Origin of the sequence: Streptomyces nojiriensis, from assembly GCF_017639205.1 — a bacterium.
GTDB classification, from domain to species: Bacteria; Actinomycetota; Actinomycetes; order Streptomycetales; family Streptomycetaceae; genus Streptomyces; species Streptomyces nojiriensis.
Genome location: NZ_CP071139.1, coordinates 4222604 through 4246990 on the forward strand (window position 1 = coordinate 4222604; position 24387 = coordinate 4246990).

Annotated in this window: 19 protein-coding genes and 1 pseudogene; 5 read left to right on the forward strand and 15 right to left on the reverse strand. The window is 73.3% G+C overall.

The genetic code is table 11. The features are described from left to right. Positions 1-82: 82 nt before the first annotated feature. The 3 genes from JYK04_RS19535 to JYK04_RS19545 form a co-directional block, all read right to left on the reverse strand. On the reverse strand, positions 83-601 hold the full coding sequence (locus tag JYK04_RS19535) for a hypothetical protein (RefSeq protein ID WP_189735157.1): 519 nt from the start codon (positions 599-601) through the stop codon (positions 83-85). A gap of 167 nt (positions 602-768) precedes the next feature. After that, the gene (locus JYK04_RS19540; RefSeq protein ID WP_189735155.1) at positions 769-1647 is read right to left on the reverse strand and encodes an alpha/beta fold hydrolase; all 879 of its coding nucleotides are present in this window, start codon (positions 1645-1647) and stop codon (positions 769-771) included. Between the two features lie 382 nt (positions 1648-2029). Next, entirely contained in the window at positions 2030-2722 is a 693-nt protein-coding gene (locus tag JYK04_RS19545) for an iron-dependent transcriptional repressor DtxR (protein ID WP_030706734.1), read from the reverse strand. A 257-nt stretch (positions 2723-2979) separates the two neighbouring features. On the opposite strand from JYK04_RS19545, the gene JYK04_RS19550 reads away from it, so the two are divergent. Continuing rightward, positions 2980-3735: an SIS domain-containing protein gene (locus tag JYK04_RS19550; protein ID WP_189735153.1), complete on the forward strand. Its 756-nt coding sequence runs from the start codon at positions 2980-2982 to the stop codon at positions 3733-3735. A 22-nt stretch (positions 3736-3757) separates the two neighbouring features. On the opposite strand, the gene JYK04_RS19555 is transcribed toward JYK04_RS19550, so the two are convergent. Next, positions 3758-5080: a PAS domain-containing protein gene (locus JYK04_RS19555; RefSeq protein ID WP_189735151.1), complete on the reverse strand. Its 1323-nt coding sequence runs from the start codon at positions 5078-5080 to the stop codon at positions 3758-3760. A gap of 401 nt (positions 5081-5481) precedes the next feature. Between JYK04_RS19555 and iscB the strand changes: the two are divergent. Both iscB and JYK04_RS41280 read left to right on the forward strand, forming a co-directional pair. Next, a pseudogene (gene iscB, locus JYK04_RS41275) lies at positions 5482-6084 on the forward strand (RNA-guided endonuclease IscB); the annotation flags it as partial. A gap of 62 nt (positions 6085-6146) precedes the next feature. Then, positions 6147-6488 (forward strand): hypothetical protein, encoded by a 342-nt coding sequence (locus JYK04_RS41280; RefSeq protein WP_229875129.1) that lies wholly within the window; start codon positions 6147-6149, stop codon positions 6486-6488. 365 nt (positions 6489-6853) lie between these two features. Here JYK04_RS41280 and pdxH read toward each other — a convergent pair whose 3' ends face one another. Continuing rightward, positions 6854-7516: a pyridoxamine 5'-phosphate oxidase gene (gene pdxH / locus JYK04_RS19565; protein WP_229875084.1), complete on the reverse strand. Its 663-nt coding sequence runs from the start codon at positions 7514-7516 to the stop codon at positions 6854-6856. Between the two features lie 200 nt (positions 7517-7716). Here pdxH and JYK04_RS19570 point away from each other — a divergent pair, with 200 nt between their 5' ends. Then, positions 7717-8823 (forward strand): citrate synthase 2, encoded by a 1107-nt coding sequence (locus JYK04_RS19570; protein WP_030009579.1) that lies wholly within the window; start codon positions 7717-7719, stop codon positions 8821-8823. 82 nt (positions 8824-8905) lie between these two features. Here JYK04_RS19570 and JYK04_RS19575 read toward each other — a convergent pair whose 3' ends face one another. The 7 genes from JYK04_RS19575 to JYK04_RS19605 form a co-directional block, all read right to left on the reverse strand. Further along, complete coding sequence (locus JYK04_RS19575) at positions 8906-9493, reverse strand: TetR/AcrR family transcriptional regulator (protein ID WP_030009580.1); 588 nt, start codon at positions 9491-9493, stop codon at positions 8906-8908. Next, positions 9481-10218, reverse strand: coding sequence for an enoyl-CoA hydratase family protein (locus JYK04_RS19580; RefSeq protein ID WP_189735149.1), 738 nt, complete (start codon positions 10216-10218; stop codon positions 9481-9483). The genes JYK04_RS19575 and JYK04_RS19580 overlap by 13 nt, the downstream gene beginning before the upstream one ends. 570 nt (positions 10219-10788) lie before the next feature. Beyond that, positions 10789-11949 (reverse strand): acyl-CoA dehydrogenase family protein, encoded by a 1161-nt coding sequence (locus JYK04_RS19585; RefSeq protein WP_189735147.1) that lies wholly within the window; start codon positions 11947-11949, stop codon positions 10789-10791. Beyond that, positions 11946-13856 (reverse strand): acetyl/propionyl/methylcrotonyl-CoA carboxylase subunit alpha, encoded by a 1911-nt coding sequence (locus JYK04_RS19590; protein WP_189735145.1) that lies wholly within the window; start codon positions 13854-13856, stop codon positions 11946-11948. The genes JYK04_RS19585 and JYK04_RS19590 overlap by 4 nt, the downstream gene beginning before the upstream one ends. A gap of 8 nt (positions 13857-13864) precedes the next feature. After that, positions 13865-15463 carry an acyl-CoA carboxylase subunit beta gene (locus JYK04_RS19595; RefSeq protein WP_189735143.1) on the reverse strand — a complete coding sequence of 533 codons (1599 nt, stop codon included), beginning with the start codon at positions 15461-15463 and terminating at the stop codon, positions 13865-13867. Continuing rightward, positions 15460-17301: an acyclic terpene utilization AtuA family protein gene (locus JYK04_RS19600; RefSeq protein ID WP_189735141.1), complete on the reverse strand. Its 1842-nt coding sequence runs from the start codon at positions 17299-17301 to the stop codon at positions 15460-15462. Before JYK04_RS19600 ends, JYK04_RS19595 begins: the two co-directional genes overlap by 4 nt. Further along, positions 17298-18110 carry a TIGR03084 family metal-binding protein gene (locus JYK04_RS19605; RefSeq protein ID WP_189735139.1) on the reverse strand — a complete coding sequence of 271 codons (813 nt, stop codon included), beginning with the start codon at positions 18108-18110 and terminating at the stop codon, positions 17298-17300. The genes JYK04_RS19600 and JYK04_RS19605 overlap by 4 nt, the downstream gene beginning before the upstream one ends. A gap of 336 nt (positions 18111-18446) precedes the next feature. On the opposite strand from JYK04_RS19605, the gene JYK04_RS19610 reads away from it, so the two are divergent. Continuing rightward, positions 18447-20069, forward strand: a complete 1623-nt coding sequence (locus JYK04_RS19610; protein ID WP_189735137.1) for an alpha/beta fold hydrolase — start codon at positions 18447-18449, stop codon at positions 20067-20069. Between the two features lie 141 nt (positions 20070-20210). Here JYK04_RS19610 and JYK04_RS19615 read toward each other — a convergent pair whose 3' ends face one another. The 3 genes from JYK04_RS19615 to JYK04_RS19625 form a co-directional block, all read right to left on the reverse strand. After that, positions 20211-20552, reverse strand: a complete 342-nt coding sequence (locus tag JYK04_RS19615) for a DUF1801 domain-containing protein (protein ID WP_189735135.1) — start codon at positions 20550-20552, stop codon at positions 20211-20213. After that, on the reverse strand, positions 20552-21517 hold the full coding sequence (locus tag JYK04_RS19620) for an EamA family transporter (protein WP_189735133.1): 966 nt from the start codon (positions 21515-21517) through the stop codon (positions 20552-20554). The genes JYK04_RS19615 and JYK04_RS19620 overlap by 1 nt, the downstream gene beginning before the upstream one ends. Positions 21518-21585: 68 nt before the next feature. Next, positions 21586-24357, reverse strand: a complete 2772-nt coding sequence (locus JYK04_RS19625) for an FAD-binding and (Fe-S)-binding domain-containing protein (RefSeq protein WP_373297380.1) — start codon at positions 24355-24357, stop codon at positions 21586-21588. Positions 24358-24387: the final 30 nt, after the last annotated feature.

Here is a 24387-nt window from a genome sequence, read left to right on the forward strand (position 1 = left end):
GACGACCGCGACCGTGCCGGAACGGGCCGGCCTCCGCTCCCCCAAGGGAGCGGAGGCCAGCCCTTTCCTCTTGTTCCAGGAGTCAGTTGGCGGCGAGCAGGACGAGTACGGCGATCGAACCCGCGAAGACGATGACGTGCCGGAGGTTCTGGAGGTACGGCATCACCCAGTCGGGGAAGCCGTCCTCGGCGGCCCGGAGCATGGACCTGACGTCGATGCGCTGCAGTTCGGCGTCCCCGGACTTCGCGAAGGCGGCGGTCACGGACGGCACGGCGGTCAGGTTCGAGTAGAGGATCACGCAGTTCACGAGGATGACGAGCGGCTGGACGACCCACGACACCGTCCCGCTCCACGAACTCCCGGCGATCTGGAGCACGGCGGGCAGGGCCAGCGCCACCGCGATCCCGACGGGCGCCCAGGTCTCGTGCCCGCCGGCATCGAGCCGCATGCCGTTCTCGGCCATGACGGTGGTGCGCACTCCCTGCCGCCCCAACTCGGCCTCGACGGCGGCCTGGGCACGGGTGCCGTAGCGGCTGCGCACGACGGGGATGCTCAGGAAGGCGACGGCGATCAGCAGCTGCAGGACGGCGACGGCGTTCATCGGGGGACCTCGTTTCTCGGTGCTTGCCTGGCGACGTCGTCACCATGAAGCCGCCCCCTGACAGCCCCCGGACACCCCGCTGACAGACCGCTGACACGCTCGGTCGGATGACGGCCTGCCCTTCCGCCCCTCCCGGCGAGCGGGGGGGGCGGGTCGGGCGGGCGGGGTCAGGGGGCTTCGGCCTTGACGGCGTCGAGGAAGGGTTCCAGGACCTCGCGCCAGGCTGTCGGCTGGTCGTAGTGGAGGTAGTGGCCCGCGTCGGGGATTTCCGCGTACTGGCCGGCCGGGAGGACGCGGACCATTTCCTGGGCCTCGGCCCGGCCCAGTTCGCCGTCGAGGCCGCGGACCACCAGGGTCGGGCAGCGGACCTGGGCGAGCTCCTCCCAGTGGGCGTCGTGGACCCAGGTCTCGCGGGCCGTCAGCATCTGGCGGCGGGAGAAGACCGGGCGCCAGCCGTCCGACGCCTCGTGCATGACCTCGGCGAAGAAGGCACCGCGGCCGGGGTCGGGGCGTTCCACCCGGGGGTCGTCCTCGCCGAACCAGCGGCGGGCCGCGTCCTGGGTGGGGAAGGGCAGTGGCCAGTGGTGGAACCAGTCCTCCCATTCCTGCTGGGAGGCAGCGCCCAGGGCGGAGGCGCGCATGTCGCAGATGACCACGGCTTCGACCAGGTCCGGGCGACGGGCCGCGAGCTGCCAGGCGGTGAGCGCGCCCATGGAGTGGCCGATCAGTGTCACGGGGGCGAGGCCGAGCTGCTCGACGGCCGCTTCTGCGTCGGCCACGAAGGCCTCGCGGCCCAGGGAGGTCGGGGTGCCGTCGGGAGCGGCGGGCGGGCGGGCGCTCTGGCCGTGTCCGCGCTGGTCCAGGGCCACGACGCGGCGGCGCTCGCGGAGCCAGCGGGCGGTGCCCGCCCAGTGGAAGGCGCGGCCCATCAGGCCGTGCAGTAACAGCACCCCGGGGCGGGTGTCGGGCTCGGCCTCTGCTTCGCGGAACTCCCAGGCGGCCAGGCGGACGCCTTCGGCCCCTGTCACATCGACGCGCTGTACCACCGCAGATGCACCCCCTTCGCTCCCCGCCAGACTATCGAACCCGTATTCGAAAACGGGTTTCTCGCCGACAACACCGCTCTTTCGAGTGACCTTGCTCAAGGATTGACCGCCCCTGCCGATGGAGATCCTTTCAACAGGGAGGCGGGCCGCTCGGGGAAGACGGTCCGAGGGGACGACCTTGAGAGCTCGGGGCTCCAGGTCACCAGGGGAGGATCGGTCCCGGCGCCGAAAGGCGCCGGGACCGCCCACACCAAGGGCCGGTCATCCGTACGGGTCACGACCCGTAGGTCACGACCCGTAGGACAGGACCACCTGGGTCACGGCTCGTACAGACCGATCCACCGGACACATCCGCGCCGGCGCGAGCGCCGACGCGCCGGGGTCAGCGCTTCGCCACGAACACGTGCGAGGCGACCTCCGCATCCAGCTCGGCGGCCTCACCGCCACTGCCGACCAGCACACCCCCCGGCGATTCGGTCACGCTCACCACCGAGCCGGGCTGCACGCCCGCCCGCCGGAGCGTATACATCAGCTGGGCGTCCGTCTGGATCGGCTCACCGATCCGCCGGACGACCACGGTCTTGCCCTCGGTGCCCGGGTCGAGCTCGGACAGGCTGACCATGCCGTCCTCCAGGAACGGGTCCGCCTCGGCCTTCTCACCCAGCTCCTCCAGCCCCGGGATCGGGTTCCCGTACGGCGACTCGGTCGGGTGGCGCAGCAGCTCGAGCACCCGCCGCTCCACCGCCTCGCTCATCACGTGCTCCCAACGGCAGGCCTCCGCGTGCACCTGCTCCCACTCCAGGCCGATGACGTCGACGAGCAGGCACTCCGCGAGCCGGTGCTTGCGCATGACCCGCGTGGCCAGTCGGCGACCCTCCTCCGTCAGCTCGAGGTGCCGGTCGCTGGCGACGGCCACCAGGCCGTCCCGCTCCATGCGCGCCACCGTCTGGCTCACCGTCGGACCGCTCTGGTCGAGCCGCTCCGCGATACGGGCGCGCATGGGGACCACGCCTTCCTCTTCCAGCTCGAGGATGGTGCGGAGATACATCTCCGTGGTATCGATCAGTCCGGACATTCGTGCCCCTCGGATTGCGTGCGCTGGCCCTGCCCCCAATTCTGACGCATCGGGCCGACAACCGTCCCGTGCCGTGGGTCAAGACCGCTCCCGGACATCTCCCGGACATCCCGGGGAAGATCGTCCGGGGATGTCCGGGGCGCGCGACCAGAGCTTTCGGCCCGGGACTGAAGTTCGTATTGACACGCCCTTGGTCCAGACCGCACGGTGAGCGGCGGACACGGACGCTCCCCCACCCCTGGAAGGGCCATCGGCGTATGAGCGAGAGCAAGCTGGCCGGTCAGTTCTTCGATGCCGCCATCGGTCTGCTGGAGCGGGTACGGAACGAGGAGGCCCCGCACATCGCCGAGGCGGGCTCCCTCATCGCCGACGCGGTCGCCGCCGGCAACCGGCTCTTCGCCTTCGGCGCCGGGCATTCCTCACTGCCCGCCCAGGACGTCGTCTACCGGGCCGGCGGCCTGGCCCTGATGAACTTCCTCGCCGTCCCCGGCACGGCCGGCGTCGACGTCATGCCCGCGACCCTCGGCAGCGCCCTGGAGCGGGTGGACGGCCTGGCCGGCGCCGTCCTCGACAGCAGCCCCGCCACCGACGGCGACATCCTCGTCATCATCTCCCTCTCCGGGCGCAACGCCCTGCCCGTCGAGATGGCGATGAACGCCCGCGCCATCGGCCTCAAGGTCATCGGCGTGACCTCGGTGGCGTACGCGACCGGGACCAAATCTCGGCACGTCTCCGGCACCTTCCTCAAGGACCACTGCGACGTCGTCCTCGACAGCAAGATCGCGGTCGGCGACGCCGAGCTGAGCATCGACGGCATCGACGCGCCCTTCGCCCCCGCCTCCACCGTCGTGACCAGCGCGATCATGCAAGCGGTCATGGCGACGGCGGCCGGCGAGCTCGCCGCCCGCGGGGTGGAGCCCCCGCTGCTGCGCTCCGGCAACGTCGACGGCGGCCACGAGTGGAACGGCCGCGTGATGCAGGAGTACGGCGACCGGATCTTCTTCCGGCACTGAGAAGTCCCGGCCCGGGCCGCGATCAGGCCCCGTCCCGGCCGGCCGGACCCGCCGCCAGGTCCAGGTCGGCCGCGACCCGGGCCGCGACCTCCTCCGCGTACGCGGCGTCCGCGCGCTCGAAGGCCACCCGCGAGGGCCCGCGCACGAACGTCAGCGCCCCCAGGGTCCGCCCCCGGCTCCGCAGCACCGTGCACAGCACGTGCGCGGCGCCCTCGGGCCACTGACGGGCCCGCGCCCACTCCGCGTCCACCTCCCCGCGCGGGGCGCTGGTGCGCACCGAGCCGATCCGGTCCAGGGCCTGCAGCGCCGGGTGCCCGACCGCGTACCGGACGGGGATCGACCCGGGGCCCGGCAGCACCGGCGGCGACGCGGCGGACCGTACGAGCCTGCGCCGCTCGGGGTCGGCCGTGGGGTCCAGTACGTCGAGCAGCGCGTGCTCGGCGAAGCCTGCGAGGGCGAAGTCCAGGCGTACGCCGGCCGCTTCGGCCGGATCCTCGCACTCGGCGGCCGCCCGCCCCGCGCGGTGGAGCTGGTGCGAGCGGAACCGCAGCGTCGCGGTGTCCAGTTGCTCCTGGCGGGCCTCGGTGACGTCCTCGAACAGCCAGCCGACACCCAGCGGTACCGGCTCCTCCGCGAGCGGCGAGGCCAGCCGCAGGAACCCGCACCGCCAGCACCTGCGCCGCACCCCTTCCGGCGTGCGCACCGACACCCACATCTCCACCGGCGCGGGCGGGGCCCCCTCGGCGAGCACGTGCTGCAGCGCCCCCTCCAGCTCCTCGACGCCCTGGGCCAGCAGTTCTCCCAGGGGCCGCCCGAGCAGTGCGGTGCGGCCGGTCCCGAAGGCCCGAGCGGCATGCGCGTTGACCACGGCGGGCCGCAGGTCGACGTCGACCAGGACGACGCCCCACGAGGCGTCCTCCATCAGGGCCTCGCTCAGCGCGATGGAGCGCTCCAGGTCGATCTGGGCGTGCACCTCGCTGAAGGCGCAGTACACCCCGGCGGGCTTCCCGTCGGCGCCGGGCACCCCGGCGGACTGGGTCCGTACGAGGACGCGCCCGCCGTCCTTGGTCAGCAGCGCGAACTCGTGCACCTGCCGGCCGGGCACGTGCTGGGCGGCCATCAGCCGGTCCTGGACGTCGTGCGCGTCGGCGGCCCGCACCGCCCACCCCTCGAAGCCCTTGCGGCCCACGGCCTCGGCGGCGGTCCAGCCCAGGATCCGCTCGGCCTCGCGGTTCCAGTGGGTGATCACGCCGTCGGAGTCGAACGCACACAAGGCGGCGTCCATCCCGTCCAGCAGCGCAGCGAGCAGCTCGTCCGTGGTCTCGTTACGTCCGTAAGCAGTCACCTGGGACCCCCAGCAGGTGTTCGCGTGTGCGGCACGTCAGATCATTGAACTGGAACGTGACGCAGCCCACACCGCTTTCGGGGAAATCGGTGCGCCTCCCTCCACACCTGGGAAAGCACCATCGGAACGACCACACGTTCGAGTGACCATCCCGCATTCGTACACACCGCACGATCCACGATGCGTAGCGTCACGACACGGCTCACGGACTCCCGGCCACCGTGCCGGGCGCCGGTGTGGAACACGGGCGAGGGGAGACCGGCGGAGTCCGCACCGGGACACGTCGGCGACACGCCCGATCTGCCGCTTCGGCAGCGGAGACGGCAGAGACCGGGGGCGGTGACGCTCCCCGCCCGACAGCAAGCAGGGTGTTCGTACTGGCCAAGGAGGGCGAGCCGCTGATGCCCTGCCATCCGGCCCGTGCGCGCGAGTTGCTCGCCGGTGGACGCGCCGTCGTGGCACGGCGCGCTCCATTCACCATCCGGCTCAAGCACCGGACCCGTGCGGGCTCGGCCGTCGAAGGCGTACAGCTGCGTCTTGACCCCGGCTCCAAGGCGACGGGTATCGCCATCACTGATGAGCACCACCGGATCGGCAGGGAGGGGCGAACCACAGTCGCCCGCCGGGGGCTGGTCACGCTCGAACTCCGGCACCGGGGACAACAGATCCACGGCGGCATGATGCGACGCGCCGCCTATCGCCGCCGAAGGCGCTCGGCAAATCTCCGGTACCGGGCGCCCCGGCACGACAACCGCCCACGGCCGGAGGGCTGGCTTCCCCCTTCCTTGCGCCATCGCATCGACTCGGCCATGGCCGTGGTCGCGCGACTGTGCCGATATGCACCGGTGCGTGAGATCCACGTGGAGCAGGCGGCATTCGACACGACCGCATTCGCCGGAGTCGTGCAATCCGGCCCGCAGGAAGACATCGAGCCGACGTACGGTGCATTCGAGGTCCGTCAGTTCCTTCGGGCCGAATGGAAGAGGTCCTGCGCGTACTGCGATGCCACGGGGGTGCCTCTCAATATCGATCACGTCCGCGCACGGAGCCGTGGCGGATCGTCCGGGTGCCCGCGCAGATCCTGGTGGTGTCGTCGACCGGGCGCGGTTCGTACGCCAGGACCACCCCTGACCGCTTCGGTTTCCCCCGCTTGCAACGGCCGCGCGGCAAGTTCCACCACGGGTACGCGACCGGGGACCTGGTGGCGGCCGTCGTACCCAAAGGAAAGTGGGTCGGCAAGTGGGTGGGGCGCATCGCGGTCCGGACCAGCGGCCAGCATCGCATCACGACGTTGACCAGCCGCTTTGATGTCTCCCACCGGAACTTGCGGCTACTCCGGAGAGCCGATGGCTACAGCTATGGATTCGCCGACGAAATTCGATTGAGCGGACGGCACAGGCCTGCCTAGAGTGGACACACACTGAAAGGAGGTGATCCCGGAAATGTATGAACTCCGGACGCGTGAGGTGACTGCGGGCTAGGGCCCGTCGTCGCACGCACCCAGTGCGGTGCCCGGCGGAATCGCCTGGCGCCAATCCCAAGCAGTCACCCGACCCGCGGGCTCGCCGGTACGTCCGGCCGGCTTCTCTCACTGCAGGAGAGAAACCCGAGCCCGCGGGTCGCCTGCGTTTGCCGCTCCCGCTCGGGGTGAGCAAGACCGGGCCCCCGGCCAGGCCGTCTCTTCCGGATCCTGTCGGCCGAGCCCGCGACGTCCGGTGCCATGGGGCCTCCCCAGGCCCGCCGGGGCCGAGGGGAAGCAGGGCAAGACGCCCCCTACGGGCAGAGCCGCTCCACGTGCCACTTGTCCCCGTCCAGGACGTAGCGCAGACGGTCGTGCAGGCGGTTCTCGTGGCCCTGCCAGAACTCCACCGCCTCAGGGACCACGCGCAGGCCGCCCCACTCCGGCGGAACCGGCACCTGCTCGCCCTCCGGGTAGCGGGCCTCCAGCTCGGCGTAGCGCCGGTCCAGCTCCGCGCGGGAGCCGATGACGCTGGACTGCTCGCTCGCCCAGGCGCCCAGCTGGGAGCCGTGCGGGCGGGAGCGGAAGTACGCCGCCGTCTCGTCGCGGCCGATCCGGGCCGCCGTACCGGTGACGATCACCTGGCGGGCGATCGGGTGCCACGGGAAGAGCAGGGCGACGTGCGGGTTCTCGGCCAGCTCGCGGCCCTTGCGGGAGGCGTAATTGGTGAAGAAGACGAAGCCCCGCCCGTCGAACTGCTTCATCAGCACCGTCCGCGAGCTGGGCCGTCCGTCGGGGGTGGCCGTCGATACGACCATCGCGTTCGGCTCGAAGAGGTGCGAGTCGGCGGCCTGCTGGAACCAGAGCGCGAACTGGTCCATCGGATTCTCGGCGAGACTCCCCTCGTCGACGATCTCCGAGCGGTACTGCTTGCGCATCATGGCGGGGTCAATGTCCTCATCGGTCACGTCGGCCATCCTGCCGCAGCCGGACCGGCGACGGTGTGCCGTATGTCACGCTTCCGCAGTCGGGGCGGAACGGCCAAAATCTTGGGGCCGGTCCGAAGGTCCCCGAGTGGGTGACCGACGGCCGTGCCGGGCATCAACGGGGATGACCGCGCCGGACCGCGAGTCACGCCGGGAGCCGCGCGTGTTCGCACTATCTGAGGAGCCGCCTGATGTCCGACTTCGTACCCGGGCTCGAAGGGGTCGTCGCGTTCGAGACGGAGATCGCCGAGCCCGACAAGGAAGGCGGGTCGCTCCGCTACCGGGGCGTCGACATCGAAGACCTCGTCGGCCACGTCTCCTTCGGGAACGTCTGGGGCCTGCTGGTCGACGGTGCCTTCAACCCGGGCCTGCCGGCCGCCGAGCCCTTCCCCATTCCGGTCCACTCCGGTGACATCCGCGTCGACGTCCAGTCCGCGCTCGCGATGCTCGCCCCCGTGTGGGGTCTGAAACCGCTGCTGGACATCGACGTGCAGACCGCCCGTGACGATCTCGCGCGCGCGGCCGTGATGGCGCTGTCGTACGTCGCCCAGTCCGCCCGCGGCCAGGGCCTGCCCATGGTGCCGCAGCGGGAGATCGACAAGGCCGAGTCCGTCGTCGAGCGGTTCATGATCCGCTGGCGGGGCGAGCCGGACCCGCGGCACGTCAAGGCCGTCGACGCGTACTGGACCTCGGCCGCCGAGCACGGCATGAACGCCTCCACCTTCACCGCGCGGGTGATCGCGTCGACCGGCGCGGACGTCGCCGCCGCGCTGTCCGGCGCGGTCGGCGCCATGTCGGGGCCGCTGCACGGCGGGGCGCCGTCCCGCGTACTCGGCATGATCGAGGAGATCGAGCGCACCGGCGACGCCGTGGCGTACGTGAAGAAGGCCCTCGACAAGGGCGAGCGGCTGATGGGCTTCGGCCACCGCGTCTACCGCGCCGAGGACCCGCGCGCCCGCGTGCTGCGGCGCACGGCCAAGGAGCTCGACGCACCGCGCTACGAGGTGGCCGCCGCGCTGGAGAAGGCCGCGCTGGAGGAGCTGCACGCGCGCCGCCCCGACCGGGTGCTCGCCACGAACGTGGAGTTCTGGGCCGCGATCATGCTGGACTTCGCCGAGGTCCCCGCGCACATGTTCACGTCGATGTTCAGCTGCGCCCGCACCGCGGGCTGGTCGGCGCACATCCTGGAGCAGAAGCGCACGGGCCGCCTGGTGCGGCCCTCGGCCCGCTACATCGGGCCGGGGCGGCGCAACCCGCAGGAGATCGAGGGCTACGCCGACATCGCCGAGACCGCGTAGGCGCGCAGTCGCGCAGCCGCACGGGCAGATCGGGCGCCGTATCCCGCGAGCGGGGTGCGGCGCCCTTCTCGTGCCCGCCGCCTCAGCCCAGGGCCGCGTCCAGGATCCGGGACCACTGGGCCACCACCCGGGCCCGGCGGGCCGTGTCGTCGGTGAGCACGTTGGCCAGGCCGAGGCCCCGCGCCATGTCCAGCAGGCCCTGCACGGTCTCCCGTACGCCCGGCACCGACTCGTCCGCACCGAGCAGCTCGACGGCGATGCGGTGGGTCTCGCGGCCGACCCGGGCCTCCAGTTCGGTGACCTGGGGGCGCAGCTGCTCCTCGTTGGAGGCGGCCACCCACAGCTGGAGGGCGGCCCGGAAGAGGGCGCCGGTGTACAGGTCGACGAGGGCCTCCACCACGGCGGGGCGGGCGGCCGGGCCGGCGTGGAAGAGGTCGCGCAGGGCGGTGGAGCGCTCCTCGGCGACGTACTCGACGGCCGCGGTGAACAGGTCCTCGCGGGTCGGGAAGTGGTGCTGGGCGGCGCCGCGCGAGACCCCGGCGCGTTCGGCGACGACCGAGACGGTCGAACCGGCCCAGCCGTGCTCCGCCAGGCAGGACACGGCCGCCTCGAGGAGGTGGCGGCGGGTGACGCGGCTGCGCGCCTGCTTGGGGCCGGTCACAGCGACCATGACGGTTCCCGGCGCTCGAAGCGGGCGGTGATGCCTTCGCGGGCCTCGGCGGAGGCGAACAGTCCGGCGGACAGCTCGGTGAGGCGGGAGCCGTCGCGGGTGAGGGCCTCGCGTACGGCGGCGGAGGTCAGCGCCTTGGTCGCGGCCAGCCCTTGCGGGGAGGCCTTGCGCAGGCCGGCGAGTACGGGCTCCAGGGTCGCGTCCACGTCGTCGCCGTGCAGGGTGAGCAGTCCGATCCGGGCGGCCTCGGCGGCGTCGAAGGCCTCGGCGGTGAGGAAGTAGCGGGCGGCGGCGCGCGGGTCGAGGCGCGGCAGCAGCGGCATGGAGATCACTGCGGGGGCGAGGCCCAGATGGGTCTCGGTGAAGGCGTACGAGGACTGCGGTCCGGCGGCGGCGATGTCACAGACACCGAGCAGCCCGAGGCCGCCGGCCCGGACGTGGCCGGTGACCCGGGCGACGACGGGCTTGGGCAGCTCGGCGGTTTCGCGGAGCAGGGCCAGGAAGTCGGCCGGATCACAGGGGGACTTGAGGTCGGCCCCGGCGCAGAAGGTAGTGCCGGTGTGGGTGAGGACGACGGCCCGGACTGCCGTGTCCGCGGCGGTGGCGGCGAGCGCGGAGCGCAGCTCGGCGACGAGGTCGGCGGACAGGGCGTTGCGGTTGCCCGGGGAGTCCAGGGTGAGGGTGGCGATGCCGGTCGCCTGGGCGGCGTGCACTCGTGGGGCCATGTCTCCTCCGGAGTGGTGTGCGGATGGGGGTACTTCGGGAGGGTACGTTGCGTTGCCCCGGCGGGGTGCTCGGCGGTGTGCGGCGCGGGCTGCCCCCGCCGGGGTGGCGCCTCAATCGCCGGCGGGGCTTCAAAGGGTGGGGCGGTGCCCCGCACGAGGGTCTCCTCGGCTCGGCGCGTGCGGGCTCGTCACGGCCAGGCGGCCGTGGTCGCGCCTCGTCCTGCGGGGACCCTCCTGCGTGTCCCCGCCCCACTGCAGGGCTTCGACACAGACGGCCCTCCCCCTGCCGTGGGCCTCCGCCGCCGAGGGGAGTGGGGACGTGGCGGGGTGTCCCCGCAGGACGAGGCGCGACCACCGGGCACAACCGAGACAAGCCCGCACGCGCCGAGCCGAGGAGACACCCCGGCGCGGCCCCACGGACCGACCTGCACCGACAAGCCCGCACTTTCAGCCCCGCCAACCGCCGAGGCGCAGGCCCGCACTTTCAGCCTCGCCGGCGTTTGAGGCGCGGGTCCGGGCAGAGCCCGGCACACGACCCGCACCCGGCAGACGGCTCGCGCCCGGCCCGACCTAGTAGGACTTCGGGAGGCCCAGGGTTTGGTGGGAGATGAAGTTCAGGATCATCTCGCGGCTGACGGGGGCGATGCGGGCCACGCGGGAGGCGGTGATGAGGGAGGCCAGACCGTATTCGCGGGTGAGGCCGTTGCCGCCGAGGGTGTGGACCGCCTGGTCCACCGCACGGACGCAGGCCTCCCCGGCGGCGTACTTCGCCATGTTCGCCGCCTCGCCCGCCCCCATGTCGTCGCCCGCGTCGTACAGACGGGCCGCCTTCTGCATCATCAGGCGGGCCAGTTCCAGCTCGATGTGCGCCTGGGCCAGTGGGTGGGCCACGGCCTGGTGCGCGCCGATGGGCGCCTTCCAGACCTGGCGGGTCTTCGCGTAGTCGACGGCCTTGGCGAGGGCGTGGCGGCCCATCCCGATGGCGAAGGCGGCGGTCATGATGCGCTCGGGGTTGAGTCCGGCGAACAGCTGGAGCAGGCCCGCGTCCTCGTCGCCCACGAGGGCGGAGGAGGGCAGCCGTACGTCGTCCAGGGTGAGTTCGAACTGTTTCTCCGCGGCGGCCAGTTCCATGTCGATGACCGAGCGGGTGAAGCCGGGGGCGTCGCGCGGGACGATGAACAGGCAGGGCTTGAGGCTGCCGGTACGCGCGTCCTCGGTGCGGCCGACGATGAGGGTGGCGTCGGCGATGTCGACGCCGGAGATGAAGACCTTGCGGCCGGTGAGGATCCAGTCGTCGCCGTCGCGGCGGGCGGTTGTGGTGATCCGGTGGGAGTTGGATCCGGCGTCGGGTTCGGTGATGCCGAAGGCCATGGTGAGGCTGCCGTCGGCGAGGCCCGGCAGCCAGGCCTGCTTCTGGGCGTCCGTGCCGAAGCGGGCGATGACCGTGCCGCAGATGGCGGGCGAGACGACCATCATGAGGAGGGGACAGCCCGCGGCCCCGAGTTCTTCCAGGACGATGGAGAGTTCGGCGATGCCGCCGCCCCCGCCGCCGTACTCCTCGGGGAGGTTGACCCCGAGGTAGCCGAGCTTCGCGGCGTCGGCCCACAGCTCGTCGGGGTGGCCGCCTTCGCGGGCGACGCGGGCCAGGTAGTCGCGGCCGTAGCGCTGCCCGAGGGCGGCGACGGCGGCGCGCAGGGCGTTGTGCTCTTCGGTTTCGATGACGGTGCTCATGCTTGCGGTTCCTCCTGGACTACGGCGAGCAGGGCGCCGAACTCGACCTGCTGGCCGGTGGCGACGTGGAGCGCGGAGAGCGTGCCGGAGGCGGGAGCGAGGATGCGGTGCTCCATCTTCATGGCCTCCAGCCAGAGCAGGGGCTGGCCGGCGGTGACGGGGCTGCCGGGGGCCAGGCCCTCGGCGATGCGGACGACGGTGCCGGGCATGGGGGCGAGCAGCGAGCCCGGTTCCGTGCGGTCCTGGGGGTCCGGGAAGCGCGGAACGGGGGTGAAGGTGTGGGCGCCGAGCGCGGAGTCCACGTAGATCTCGGTCTTGTTCGAATTTTGTTTCACGTGGAACGCACGTCGGATTCCCTCGACTTCGAGGGTGACGAGGGTGGGGGTGGTGGCCACCACGCGGATCCCGGGGTGGTTCACCGGGTGGTACTGGACCTCGTGCTCGACGCCGGCGGACCGGTAGCGGCGGGTCTGCGGCTGGGAGCGGACGTTGCGCCAGCCGCCGAGGCGGGCGGCGAGGGGGGCGTCCGGGCCGGGGGCCGCTTCGGCGAGGGCGGCGGCGAGGGCGGCCGGGGTGGCGTCCGGGGCGCCGCCGGTGAGGGTGTCGAGGTGGCGGTCGTAGAAGCCGGTGTCGAGCTGTGCGGCGGCGAACTCCGGGTGGCGCAGGGAGCGTACGAGGAGCTCTCGGTTGGTGGTGAGCCCGTGGATGCGGGCTCCGGCGAGGGCGGCGGCGAGGGCCCGGACGGCCTCGGCGCGGGTGGGGGCGTGGGCGACGACCTTGGCGAGCATGGGGTCGTAGTGGATGCCGACGGTGTCCCCGTCGGTGAAGCCGGTGTCCACGCGGATCCCGCCGGGGATGGACAGGGTGTGCAGGACTCCGGTCTGGGGCCGCCAGTCCTGGGCGGGGTCCTCGGCGTAGAGGCGGGCCTCGACGGCGTGGCCGGTGGGCTGCGGGGGCGCCGGGGGCAGGGCCTCGCCCTCGGCGACGCGCAGCTGGAGGGCTACGAGGTCGAGGCCGAAGACGGCTTCGGTGACGGGGTGTTCGACCTGGAGGCGGGTGTTCATCTCCAGGAAGTACGGGCGTCCGTCGGCGGTGACGAGGAACTCGACGGTGCCCGCGCCCTGGTACGAGACCGCGCGGGCGGCCGCGACGGCGGCCTCGTGGAGGGTCGTGCGCAGGGTGTGGGGGAGGCCCGGGGCGGGGGCTTCCTCGATGACCTTCTGATGGCGCCGCTGGAGGGAGCAGTCGCGGGTGCCCAGCGCCCAGACGGTGCCGTGGGCGTCGGCGAGGATCTGCACCTCGACGTGGCGGCCGCGTTCCACGTAGGGCTCGGCGAAGACCTCGCCGTCTCCGAAAGCGGAGCGGGCCTCGGCCGAGGCGGCGTCGAGGGCCTCCTTGAGCTGGTCGAGGTCGCGGACCACGCGCATGCCGCGGCCTCCGCCGCCGGCTGCGGCCTTGAGGAGGAGGGGCAGGTCGGCGGGGGTGGCGGCGGCCGGGTCGACGGGGTCGAGGAGCGGCACCCCGGCGGTGCGCATCAGTTCCTTGGCCCGGGTCTTGGAGGCCATGGCCTCGATGGCCTCGGGGGGCGGGCCGATCCAGGTCAGTCCGGCGGCCAGGACCTCGCGGGCGAAGTCGGCGTTCTCGGAGAGGAAGCCGTAGCCGGGGTGCACGGCGTCGGCGCCCGCGGCGAGGGCGGCCTTGATGACGAGGTCGCCGCGCAGGTAGGTGTCGGCGGGGGCCGCGCCGGGCAGCCGTACGGCCGCGTCGGCGTCGCGGACGTGCAGGGCGTCGGCGTCCGGGTCGGAGTGGACGGCGACGGTGGCCAGGCCCAGGGCGCGGGCGGTGCGGAAGATCCGGACGGCGATCTCGCCGCGGTTGGCGACGAGGAGGGAGGTCAGGTTCGTCATGTGCGGGCTCACATCCGGAAGACGCCGAAGCCGCCACGGGCGCCCTCGACGGGGGCGTTGTGGACGGCCGACAGGCACAGGCCGAGGACGGTACGGGTGTCGCGCGGGTCGATGACCCCGTCGTCGTACAGCCGCCCGGACAGGAACATCGGCAGGGACTCGGACTCGATCTGCGCTTCGACGAAGGCCCGCATCCCGGCGTCGGCCTCCTCGTCGTAGGGGAGCCCCTTGGCGGCGGCCGACTGGCGGGACACGATGGAGAGCACTCCGGCCAGTTGCTGGGGGCCCATGACGGCGGACTTGGCGCTGGGCCAGGCGAAGAGGAAGCGGGGCTCGTAGGCGCGGCCGCACATGCCGTAGTGACCGGCGCCGTAGCTCGCGCCGATGAGCACGGACAGGTGCGGGACCTTCGAGTTGGAGACCGCGTTGATCATCATCGAGCCGTGTTTGACGATGCCGCCCTGCTCGTACTCCTTGCCGACCATGTAGCCGGTGGTGTTGTGGAGGAAGAGCAGGGGGATGTCGCGCTGGTTGGCGAGCTGGATGAACTGGGCGGCCTTCTGGGACTCGGCGCTGAACAGCACGCCCTGCGCGTTGGCGAGGATGCCGACCGGGTAGCCGTGCAGGGTGGCCCAGCCGGTGACGAGGCTGGGGCCGTAGAGGGGCTTGAACTCGTCGAAGTCGGAGGCGTCGACGATCCGGGCGATGACCTCGCGCGGGTCGAAGGGGGTCTTGAGGTCGGGCGGGACGATGCCGAGGAGTTCCTCGGGGTCGTGGAGGGGTTCCTGGGCCTTGGGCGGGTCCTGGTGCGGCTTGCGGTGGTTCAGGCGGGCCACGACGCGGCGGGCCTGGCGGATCGCGTCGTACTCGTCGAGGGCGTAGTGGTCGGCGAGTCCGGAGACGCGGGCGTGCATGTCGGCGCCGCCGAGGGACTCGTCGTCGCTCTCCTCGCCGGTGGCCATCTTGACCAGGGGCGGACCGCCGAGGAACACCTTGGAACGGTCCTTGATCATGATCGTGTGGTCGGACATGCCGGGGATGTACGCGCCTCCGGCGGTGGAGTTGCCGAAGACGACGGCGACGGTCGGGATGCCCTCGGCCGAGAGCCGGGTGAGGTCGCGGAAGACCGCGCCGCCCGGGATGAAGATCTCCTTCTGGGAGGGCAGGTCGGCACCGCCGGACTCCACGAGGCTGATGCAGGGGAGGCGGTTCTGGCGGGCGATCTCGTTGGCGCGCAGCGCCTTCTTCAGCGTCCACGGGTTGGAGGCGCCGCCGCGGACGGTGGGGTCGTTGGCGGTGATCAGGCACTCGACGCCCTCGACGGTGCCGATGCCGGTGACCATGGAGGCGCCGACGGGGTAGTCGCTGCCCCAGGCGGCGAGCGGGGACAGTTCCAGGAACGGGGTGTCGGGGTCGAGGAGCAGCTCGACGCGCTCGCGCGCCAGGAGCTTGCCGCGGGCCTGGTGGCGGGCCGTGTACTTCTCGCCGCCGCCCTGCAGGGCCTTGGCGTGCTCGGCGTCGAGGGCGGCGAGGCGCTCCAGCGCGGCGGTACGGGCCTGCGCGTGGTCGGGGTCGTGCGGGTCGACGGTGGTGCCGAGGCGGGTCATGAAGTGGCCTCCGGGGCCGGGAGGAGGGCGACGGGGATGTCGAGGTGGCGGGCGCGGAGCCATTCGCCGAGGGCCTTGGCCTGGGGGTCGAAGCGGTGGCCGGAGGCGACGCCGTCGCCGAGGATGCCGGTGACGGTGAAGTTCAGGGCCCGCAGCTGCGGCAGCTCGTGGCGGGTGACGGTGTGCTGCGCGGTCTCGGGGAGCAGCTCCTGGAACACCTCGGCGGTGAGGGTGTGGAGCAGCCACTGCCAGGCGGGGTCGGTCTCGACCCAGACCCCGACGTTGGCGTCGCCGCCCTTGTCGCCGCTGCGGGCCCCGGCCACTGCGCCGAGCGGCGCGCGGACGGTCTCCCGGGGCTCCGCCCCGGACCCGGCGGGGGCTGCGCCCCCGACCCCTTCGGGGGCTCCGCCCCCGGACCCCCGCGCCTCAAACGCCGGCGGGGCTGGAGGGGCGGGGGGCTCCGCCGGCGGGCCCAGGGGTGCAGGGGGCAGGGCCGGCGGGCCCAGGGGTGCGGGGGGCAGGGCCGGCGGGGCTGGAGGTGCGAGGGGCTCCGCTGGTGGCACCGGGACTCGTACGCGCGTGCCGTCCGGGAGGACTGCCGTGTGCGGGACCTCGTCGGACGGGATCAGGGTCGAGGTGAAGACGCCGTAGGGCTGGGCCGGGCCGGGTGGGGACGTCACGTGGAAGCCCGGGTAGCTGCCGAGGGCCAGTTCGATCGCCGTCGAGGTCAGGGCGCGGCCCACCCGGTCCGGGGACGGGTCGCGGACGACCAGTCGCAGCAGGGCGGAGGCCGTCTCCTGTGTGTCGGCGTCCTCGTGGTCGGTCCGGGCCAGGGTCCAGGTGGTGTCGGCCACGCCCTCCAACACCTCGGCCAGTTGGGTGCGGACGAGGTTTGCCTTGGCCTCGATGTCCAGGCCGGTCAGGACGAAGACGACCTCGTTGCGCCAGCCGCCGATCCGGGTGACGCCCACCTTCAGGGAGGGCGGCGGGGCCTCGCCCCGCACTCCCGTCACGCGTACCCGGTCGGCGCCCTCGTCGGTCAGCCGGACGGTGTCCAGGCGGGTGGTCACGTCCGGGCCGAGATAGCGCACGCCCTGGGTCTCGTAGAGGAGTTGGGCGGTGACGGTGCCGGTGGTGACGGCTCCGCCCGTGCCGGGGTGTTTGGTGATGACCGCCGAGCCGTCCTCGGAGATCTCCGCGAGCGGGAAGCCGGGGCGGCGGACGTCGTGCCGGGTGAAGAAGGAGTAGTTGCCGCCGGTGGCCTGCGTGCCGCACTCCAGGACGTGGCCCGCGGCCACCGCCCCAGCGAGCCGGTCGTGGTCGCCGGGGGCCCAGTCGAACCACCAGGACGCCGGGCCGCTGACCAGCGCCGCGTCCGTGACCCGGCCGGTCACCACCACGTCGGCGCCCGCGCGCAGGCAGGCGGTGATCCCGGCGCCCCCGAGGTAGGCGTTGGCCGTCAGGGCTCCGTCCGTCCGCGCGGTGAGGTCGTCGCCCTCGACGTGGGCGACCCGCACCGGGACGCCCACTTTCGCCGCCAAGGCCCGTACGGCGTCGGCGAGTCCGGCCGGGTTGAGGCCGCCGGCGTTCGCGACGATCCGTACGCCGCGCTCGTGGGCGAGCCCGAGCCCCTCCTCCAGCTGGCGCAGGAAGGTCTTGGCGTAGCCGAGGTCCGGGTTCTTCAGGCGGTCGCGGCCCAGGATCAGCATGGTCAGCTCGGCCAGGTAGTCCCCGGTCAGCACGTCCAGCGGGCCGCCGGTCAGCATCTCGCGCAGGGCGTCCGAGCGGTCCCCGTAGAAGCCCGAGGCGTTGCCGATGACGAGCGGGCGCCGGGTCACCGTGCGGCCCCCGGCTCCCGGCCGGCTCCCGCCGGGCCGGCGAAGGCCTGGGCGATGTCCAGCCAGCGGTCCGCGTCGGGGCCGGTCGCGAGGAGGCCGAGGTCGGCGCGGTGGGCGCGCTGGGTGACCAGCAGGCAGAAGTCGAGCGCGGGGCCGGTGATCCGCTGCGGGGCGTCCGGCGGGCCGTACGTCCACACCTGCGCGCCGTCGGGGGCCGTCAGCTCCACCCGGAACTGCTCGGCGGGCGCGGGCAGTCCGCGTACGGCGTAGGCGTAGTCGCGGGCCCGTACGCCGATCCGCGCCACGTGCCGCAGCCGCTCGGTCGGGGTGCGGCGCACGCCGAGCGCGTCGGCGACGTCCTGGCCGTGGGCCCAGGTCTCCATCAGCCGGGCGCTGGCCATGGAGGCGGCCTTCATCGGCGGCCCGTACCAGGGGAATCGGGTGTCGGGCGAGGCCGCGGCCAGCGCCTCGTCGAGGGCGGCGCGCGTGGTGCGCCAGCGGGCGAGCAGCTCGGCGGGAGCCAGCTCCGCGCCCTCGCGGGCGCCCTCGTCGACGAAGGTGTCGGGCGCCTTCAGGGCCTCCTCGACCAGGTGGCCGAAGCCGGTGGCGTCGGTGAGGGAGAGCAGCGAGGCCCGGTCGGTCCAGTGCAGGTGGGCGATCTGGTGGGCGATGGTCCAGCCGGGCGCCGGGGTGGCCCGGGCCCAGTCGGGGACGGTCAACTCCCCCACCAGGGAATCCAGTTCACGGCCTTCCTCGCGCAGATCTGCGAAGACGGCGACGGCTGCGTCGACGGCGGACGGATCGGGCACGGTGCGCTCCCCTTCTCGGCGTGAGGGGAAGACTGGCAGCACCCAGCAAAACAATCAAGCATGCTTGCATGATTTTCTCCGGTGGCGACGCCTTCCCGCCACCGGAGCCAAGCCCTGGCGCCGGAAAGGCAGTTGCCGCCCCGCCCACCGGCCGCAGGTCCCGCCGCCCGACGGCCCGCGGGCACGGCGGGGGCGATTTCGGCCGTAAGCCGGAAACCCGCGATACGTCACCGGATGTCCCGTCGATACTGAACGTTCCGCTCCGGGCCCGGGCGGGCGCACCCAGTTCGTGTCACTCGACTCACTCGACGAAGACGACGAAGAGGATGGACTGACGTGACTCCAGCCGCCCGCACCCCCTTCTCCCTCTATCCCGAACTCGACGCGACCGCCCTCACCGCCTTCGTCACCGCCCTGGAGAGCGGCGACGTCACCGGCCTCGCCCCCGCCCGCGCCGCCGAGATCGCCGAGGTCCGCTCGGTCGCCGTCTTCACCCGCGGCAAGGTGACCGGCGCCGACGGGGACCTCCTCGACGCCGCGCTCTGGCGGCACACCGGAACCCAGCCGCGCCCCGCGATCGTCATGCCGTCGCCCTGGTCCAACCTGGGCTGGCTCCCGTACGCCGTCCAGGCCTCCCTCTTCGCCGCCCGCGGCTACAACGTCCTCGCCTACTCCACCCGCGGCTTCGCCGGCTCCGAGGGCCAGGTCGACGTGGCGGGCCCGCTCGACGTCGCCGACGGCAGCCGGGCCCTGGACCACCTCATCGAACGCTGCGCCGGCCCGGTGACGAAGATCGGCTTCCTCGGGGACTCGTACGGCTCAGGTATCAGCCAGCTCGTCGCCGCGCACGACACCCGCGTGAACGCCGTGGTCGCACTCAGCACCTGGGGCGACCTCGGCGAGGCCTTCTACGAGAACTCCACCCGGCACATCGCGGCCGTACGGGCCCTGCTCGACGCGGCCGCGAAGGCCCGGCTGAGCCCGCAGACGCAGAGCGTCTTCGACAACGTCCTCGCCAACCGCGACGTCCAGGGCACCCTGCGCTGGGCGGAGACCCGCTCGCCCCTCACCCACATCAAGGAGCTCAACCGCCGCCAGGTGCCGGTCTTCTTCTCGCACGCCTGGCACGAGACGCTCTTCCCGCCCAACCAGACGCTGAAGATGTTCAACGAGCTGACCGGCCCCAAGCGACTGGCCGTCTCCATCGGCGACCACTCCGGCCCCGAGATGACCGGCATGCTCGGCCTGCCCAACCGGATCTGGACGGACGCCCACCGCTGGCTCGACCACCACCTCAAGGAGATCGACAACGGCATCGACGCCGAGGGGCAGGTACTCGGCGAGATCATGTGGAGCAAAACCCTCGAACCCCGCCCCACCTGGCTCTCCCTCACCGAACGCCTGGAACGACTGCACCTGGCGGGCGACGGCGAACTCGGCGACGAACCGCAGGCCGGCTGGACGTCGACCGTGCTGTGCGGAATGGACACCCCGGCGACGGTCGCCGACAAGGTGGTGCAGTCCGGCTACGCGGAGATCGCCGGCCGCCCGAAGATCTACCGGACCCAGGACATCGACCGCACCGTCGCCGCCGTATGGACCGCGGACCCGGCCGGGGAGACCACCCGGCTGCGCGGCACACCGCGGCTGCGCGTGACGTACCGCGCGGCGAACCCCGGATCCACCTTCGTCGCGTACCTCCTCGACACGGCACCCGACGGCACGGCCCACATCATCACGCACGCCCCGTACACCGACGTCGACTCCCCGCCCGACAGCCTGATCAGCGCGGACATCGATCTCCAGGCCACGGCCTACGACGTGCCGCGCGGCCACCGCCTGATGCTGGTGATCGACGCCCGCGACCCCTTCTACGCCGACGCCAACCTGCCCCGCGCGACCCTGGACTTCACCTCCCCCGAGGCCACCCCGTCCTACCTGGACCTCCCCCTCGGCTGACCCGCCGCCGGGGCGGCTTCGGTGGGCGGTATCCACTCGGGCGGCATCACAGTCGCGTATGGGGAGACGATGAGACCGACGGGAAACCCCGTACGCATCACTGACCACCGCCCGGGCGGCTCCCGACCACCGAAGCCCCCCTCAGCCCGCCTTCGCCGTCGCCCGGAGGAGGTCCCGGAGGAGGTCGAAGTCGACCTTGGCGGGGTTGCGGAAGCGGAGGCAGGCCTTGCCCATGTCGTGGGGGGCCAGGCGGTCCGCGAAGGCGTCCCGGACGTCCGGGCGCATCAGGTAGAAGGAGATGTACTGCTTCTGGTTCGCCCAGGCGATCTCGCCGGCGGTCCCGCCCGCACGCACGTACACCGGCATTCCGTACGCGATCCCCTCCTCGAACCCGGTCAGCTCCTCCAGGCACAGCTCCCGCAGCCGCACCAGGGCCTCCCGCCGGGCCTCGGGGACCGCGGCCAGGTAGGTGGCGACGTCCATCAGGCGGCCTTCTTCCGGATCTGCGAGCGGACCGCGCCCATGCTGGCCGCGATCACGAGGGCGATGGCCAGGGCGTCCAGGGCGGACATGGCCTGGTTCAGGACGAGGAAGCCCGCGGCCGCGGCGATGGCCGGCTCCAAGCTCATCAGGATCGCGAAGGTCGGGGCCGGCATCCGCCGCAGCGCGAGCAGTTCCAGCGTGTACGGCAGGACCGAGGACAGTACGGCCACGCCCACACCCAGCGCGAGCGTGCTCGGGACCAGCAGGGCCGAGCCGGCTTCGGCGATCCCCAGCGGCAGCGAGATGACCGCGGCGACCGCCATCGCCAGCGCGAGCCCGTCCGCCTGCGGGAAGCGGCGGCCCGTACGCGCGCTGAACACGATGTACGCCGCCCACATCGCGCCCGCCCCGAGCGCGAACGCCGCGCCCAGCGGGTCGAGGGAGCCGAAGCCGAGGCCGCCCCCGCCGTGCCCGGACAGCAGGACCACGCCACCGAGCGCGAGGCCGGCCCACAGGACGTTGACCAGGCGCCGGGAGACGATGACGGAGAGGGCGAGCGGTCCGAGGACCTCCAGGGTGACGGCCGGGCCGAGCGGGATCCGGTCGATGGACTGGTAGAAGAGGCCGTTCATACCGGCCATGGCGACGCCGAAGGCGAGCACGGTGCCCCAGTCGGAACGGGAGTAGCCGCGCACCTTCGGGCGGCACAGGAGCAGCAGCACGAGCGCGGCGGCCGCGAGGCGCAGGGTGACCACGCCCGCCGCGCCCGCCCTCGGCATGATCATGACCGCGAGGGCGGCGCCGAACTGCACCGAGATCCCCGCCGAGATCACCAGCGCCACGGGACCGAGTCCGGAGCCAGAACCAGAACCGGAACCCGGACCGGAGTCCTTTGCGGGCGACGGGGCCGGTGCGGCGACGGCCGGCGAGGCCGCCGGGGAGGACGAAGAGGAAGGTGCGGGCATCTCTCCAGACTAAGGGGCGGTAAGGAGTGTCGCCGCATGTCCTGCCTTACAACCGTGAGAACACTGCGCTACACCCCTTCCCCCGGCCCGTCCCCCAACCCCTCCGCCAGGAGTTCCGCCAGGTGCCGGGCCCGGACCCCGCCCAGCTGTGCGATCTGCGTGCGGCACGAGAATCCGTCCGCCTGGATCACGGCGTCCCGCGGGGCCTCGCGCAGCGACGGGAGCAGCTGTTCCTCCGCGCAGGCCACCGACACCCCGTGGTGCCCGGGCTCGAAGCCGAAGTTGCCCGCCAGCCCGCAGCAGCCGCCGCTGAGCTCCCCCACCAGCCCGGCCCGCTCGCGCAGCCGCCGGTCGGGGCCGTCCCCGAGCACCGCGTGCTGGTGGCAGTGGGTCTGGCCGACCACCGCCCGGTCCAGGCGCGGCGGCCGCCACTCCGGGGCGTACTCCTCCAGGGCCTCGGCGAAGGTCCGCACCGCCGCCGCGAGGCGGGCCGCGCGGGGGTCGTCGGGGAGCAGCGCGGGCAGGTCGGTGCGCAGGGCTGCGGCGCAGCTCGGCTCCAGCACCACGACGGGCCCCGGTACGTCTCCCAGTGCGTCCAGCGTGCGGCGCAGGACCTTGCGGGCCCGGTCGAGGCGGCCGGTGGACACGTACGTCAGGCCGCAGCAGACCGTGCCCCCGCGGGGGACGCCGACGTCCAGGCCGGCCGCCCGGAGCACGCGGACCGCCGCGCGGCCGGTCTCGGGGGCGAGGTACTCCGTGAACGTGTCCGGCCAGAGCATGACGGAACCGGGGCTGCGCCCCGGACCCCGCGCCTCAAACGCCGTCGTGGCTGGAAGGGAGCGCGTGAACGGCTCCCGCGCCAGCTCCGGCAGGCGGCCGCCCCGGTCCCGGTCCAGCCCCGGTACGGGGAGGCGCCGGGCCAGGGCGTCGACCGCCCCCGCCGCCCGCAGGCCGGCGATCAGCCGGAGCCAGCCCGGCAGGCCGCCCAGGGTGTAGTGGGACAGCGGGCGGATCCGGCCCGCCCAGTGGCGGTGCAGGAACTCCGCCTTGTACGCGGCCATGTCCACGCCCACCGGGCAGTCGCTGCGGCAGCCCTTGCACCCCAGGCACAGGTCCAGCGCCTCGGCGACCTCCGCCGAGCGCCAGCCGTCGGTGACGATCTCCCCGGCCAGCATCTCGTGCAGCAGTCGCGCCCGGCCGCGCGTGGAGTGCCGTTCCTCCCCCGTCACCCGGTAGGAGGGGCACATCACCGAGGCGCCGCCCCCCGTATCAGCGGTCCGGCACTTCGCGACGCCCACGCACCGCGCGACCTCCCCCGCGAACGGGGTGGCCGGCAGCACCGCGAAGCGCAGGTTCTCGTCCAGTCGCGCCGGCCTGACCAGCATCCCCGGGTTCATGCCGCCCGCCGGGTCCCACACGTCCTTGTAGGCGCCGAAGAGCCGGACCACCTCCGCCCCGTACATCTTCGGCAGCAGCTCCGCCCGCGCCTGCCCGTCCCCGTGCTCGCCCGACAGGGAGCCGCCGTGCGCGACGACGAGATCGGCCAGTTCCCCGGAGAAGTCCCGGAAGCGGGCGATGCCCGCCGCCGACACCAGGTCGAAGTCGATCCGCACGTGGACGCAGCCCTCGCCGAAGTGCCCGTACGGGGATCCGTGCAGCCCGTGCGCCGCCAGCAGGGCCCGGAACTCGCGCAGGTACGCCCCCAGCCGGACCGGCGGCACCGCGCAGTCCTCCCATCCCGGCCAGGCCATCCCGCCGCCCGGCATCCGGGTCGCGGTGCCCGCCGCGTCCTCGCGGATCCGCCACAGCGCCCGCTGCCCGGCCGGGTCGGTGACGACCGTCGCGTCCACCGCTTCGGCGGCCCGGACGAGGGCCCGCGCCCCGCCCTCGTCCGGCATCTCCACGAACAGCCACGCCCGGCCCCGCGGCAGCGCCGGCGCCCCGCCGCCCACCAGGTCCTCGGCCATGCCCTCCACCGTCAGCGGCCCGTACGGCAGCAGCCCGGCCGCCGCGTCCGCCGCCGCGCTCTCGTCCGCGTACCCGAGCACCGCGAGCACCGGCGTGCGCGGCGCGTCCACCAGGCGCACCACCGCCTCCGTCACCACCCCGAGCGTGCCCTCGCTCCCGCAGAACGCCCGCGCCAGCTGCACCCCGCGCTCGGGCAGCAGCGCGTCGAGGCCCCCGTAGCCGGAGATCCGCCGCGAGAAGCCGGGCGGCATCCCGGCGGGTGTCATCCCGGTGCGCAGCAGTCCCAGATGTCCGGTGATCAGGTCCCGCAGGCCCGCCGGGGCGCCCGACCAGCCCGTCGAGATCCGGTGCGCGGTGCCCCCGTACGCCGTCACGGCCAGCTCGGTCACGTTGTCCGCGGTGGTGCCCCAGGCCACCGAGTGGGCCCCGCACGCGTTGTTGCCGATCATGCCGCCGAGGGTGCAGCGGGAGTGGGTGGACGGGTCGGGCCCGAAGGTCAGCCCGTACGGGCGCACCGCGTCCCGCAGCCGGTCGAGGACCAGCCCGGGCTGGACCACGGCCGTCCGGGCCGCCGGGTCCACCGACACGAGGCGGTTCATGTGCCGGGTGAGGTCGAGGACCACGCCCACCCCGGTGGCCTGGCCGGCGATGGAGGTCCCGCCGCCGCGCGGCACGACCGGGACCCCGGCCCCGGCGCACACCGAGAGGGCGGCCGCCACGTCGTCGGCGTCGCGCGGGGCGACCACACCCACCGGCACACGGCGGTAGTTGGAGGCGTCCATGGTGGTCAGGGCGCGTGCGGCGGCGCCGAAGTCGACCTCCCCGCGCAGGTTCTCCCGCAATGTCCGTTCGAGTTCACCGGGTGACGTCACGTCCCCAGCCTCCCACCGGACGGAAGCGTC

Excerpts from the sequence above, each read along its gene's own strand:
- JYK04_RS19570 (WP_030009579.1), top strand. The coding sequence starts at position 7,717 with ATGTCCGACTTCGTACCCGGGCTCGAAGGGGTCGTCGCGTTCGAGACG.
- JYK04_RS19620 (WP_189735133.1), bottom strand. The coding sequence starts at position 21,517 with ATGCCCGCACCTTCCTCTTCGTCCTCCCCGGCGGCCTCGCCGGCCGTC.
- JYK04_RS19595 (WP_189735143.1), bottom strand. The coding sequence starts at position 15,463 with ATGACCCGCCTCGGCACCACCGTCGACCCGCACGACCCCGACCACGCG.
- JYK04_RS19535 (WP_189735157.1), bottom strand. The coding sequence starts at position 601 with ATGAACGCCGTCGCCGTCCTGCAGCTGCTGATCGCCGTCGCCTTCCTG.
- JYK04_RS19545 (WP_030706734.1), bottom strand. The coding sequence starts at position 2,722 with ATGTCCGGACTGATCGATACCACGGAGATGTATCTCCGCACCATCCTC.
- JYK04_RS19590 (WP_189735145.1), bottom strand. The coding sequence starts at position 13,856 with ATGACGAACCTGACCTCCCTCCTCGTCGCCAACCGCGGCGAGATCGCC.
- pdxH (WP_229875084.1), bottom strand. The coding sequence starts at position 7,516 with ATGGCCGACGTGACCGATGAGGACATTGACCCCGCCATGATGCGCAAG.
- JYK04_RS19580 (WP_189735149.1), bottom strand. The coding sequence starts at position 10,218 with ATGGCCCCACGAGTGCACGCCGCCCAGGCGACCGGCATCGCCACCCTC.
- JYK04_RS19550 (WP_189735153.1), top strand. The coding sequence starts at position 2,980 with ATGAGCGAGAGCAAGCTGGCCGGTCAGTTCTTCGATGCCGCCATCGGT.
- JYK04_RS19585 (WP_189735147.1), bottom strand. The coding sequence starts at position 11,949 with ATGAGCACCGTCATCGAAACCGAAGAGCACAACGCCCTGCGCGCCGCC.
- JYK04_RS19615 (WP_189735135.1), bottom strand. The coding sequence starts at position 20,552 with ATGGACGTCGCCACCTACCTGGCCGCGGTCCCCGAGGCCCGGCGGGAG.
- JYK04_RS19575 (WP_030009580.1), bottom strand. The coding sequence starts at position 9,493 with ATGGTCGCTGTGACCGGCCCCAAGCAGGCGCGCAGCCGCGTCACCCGC.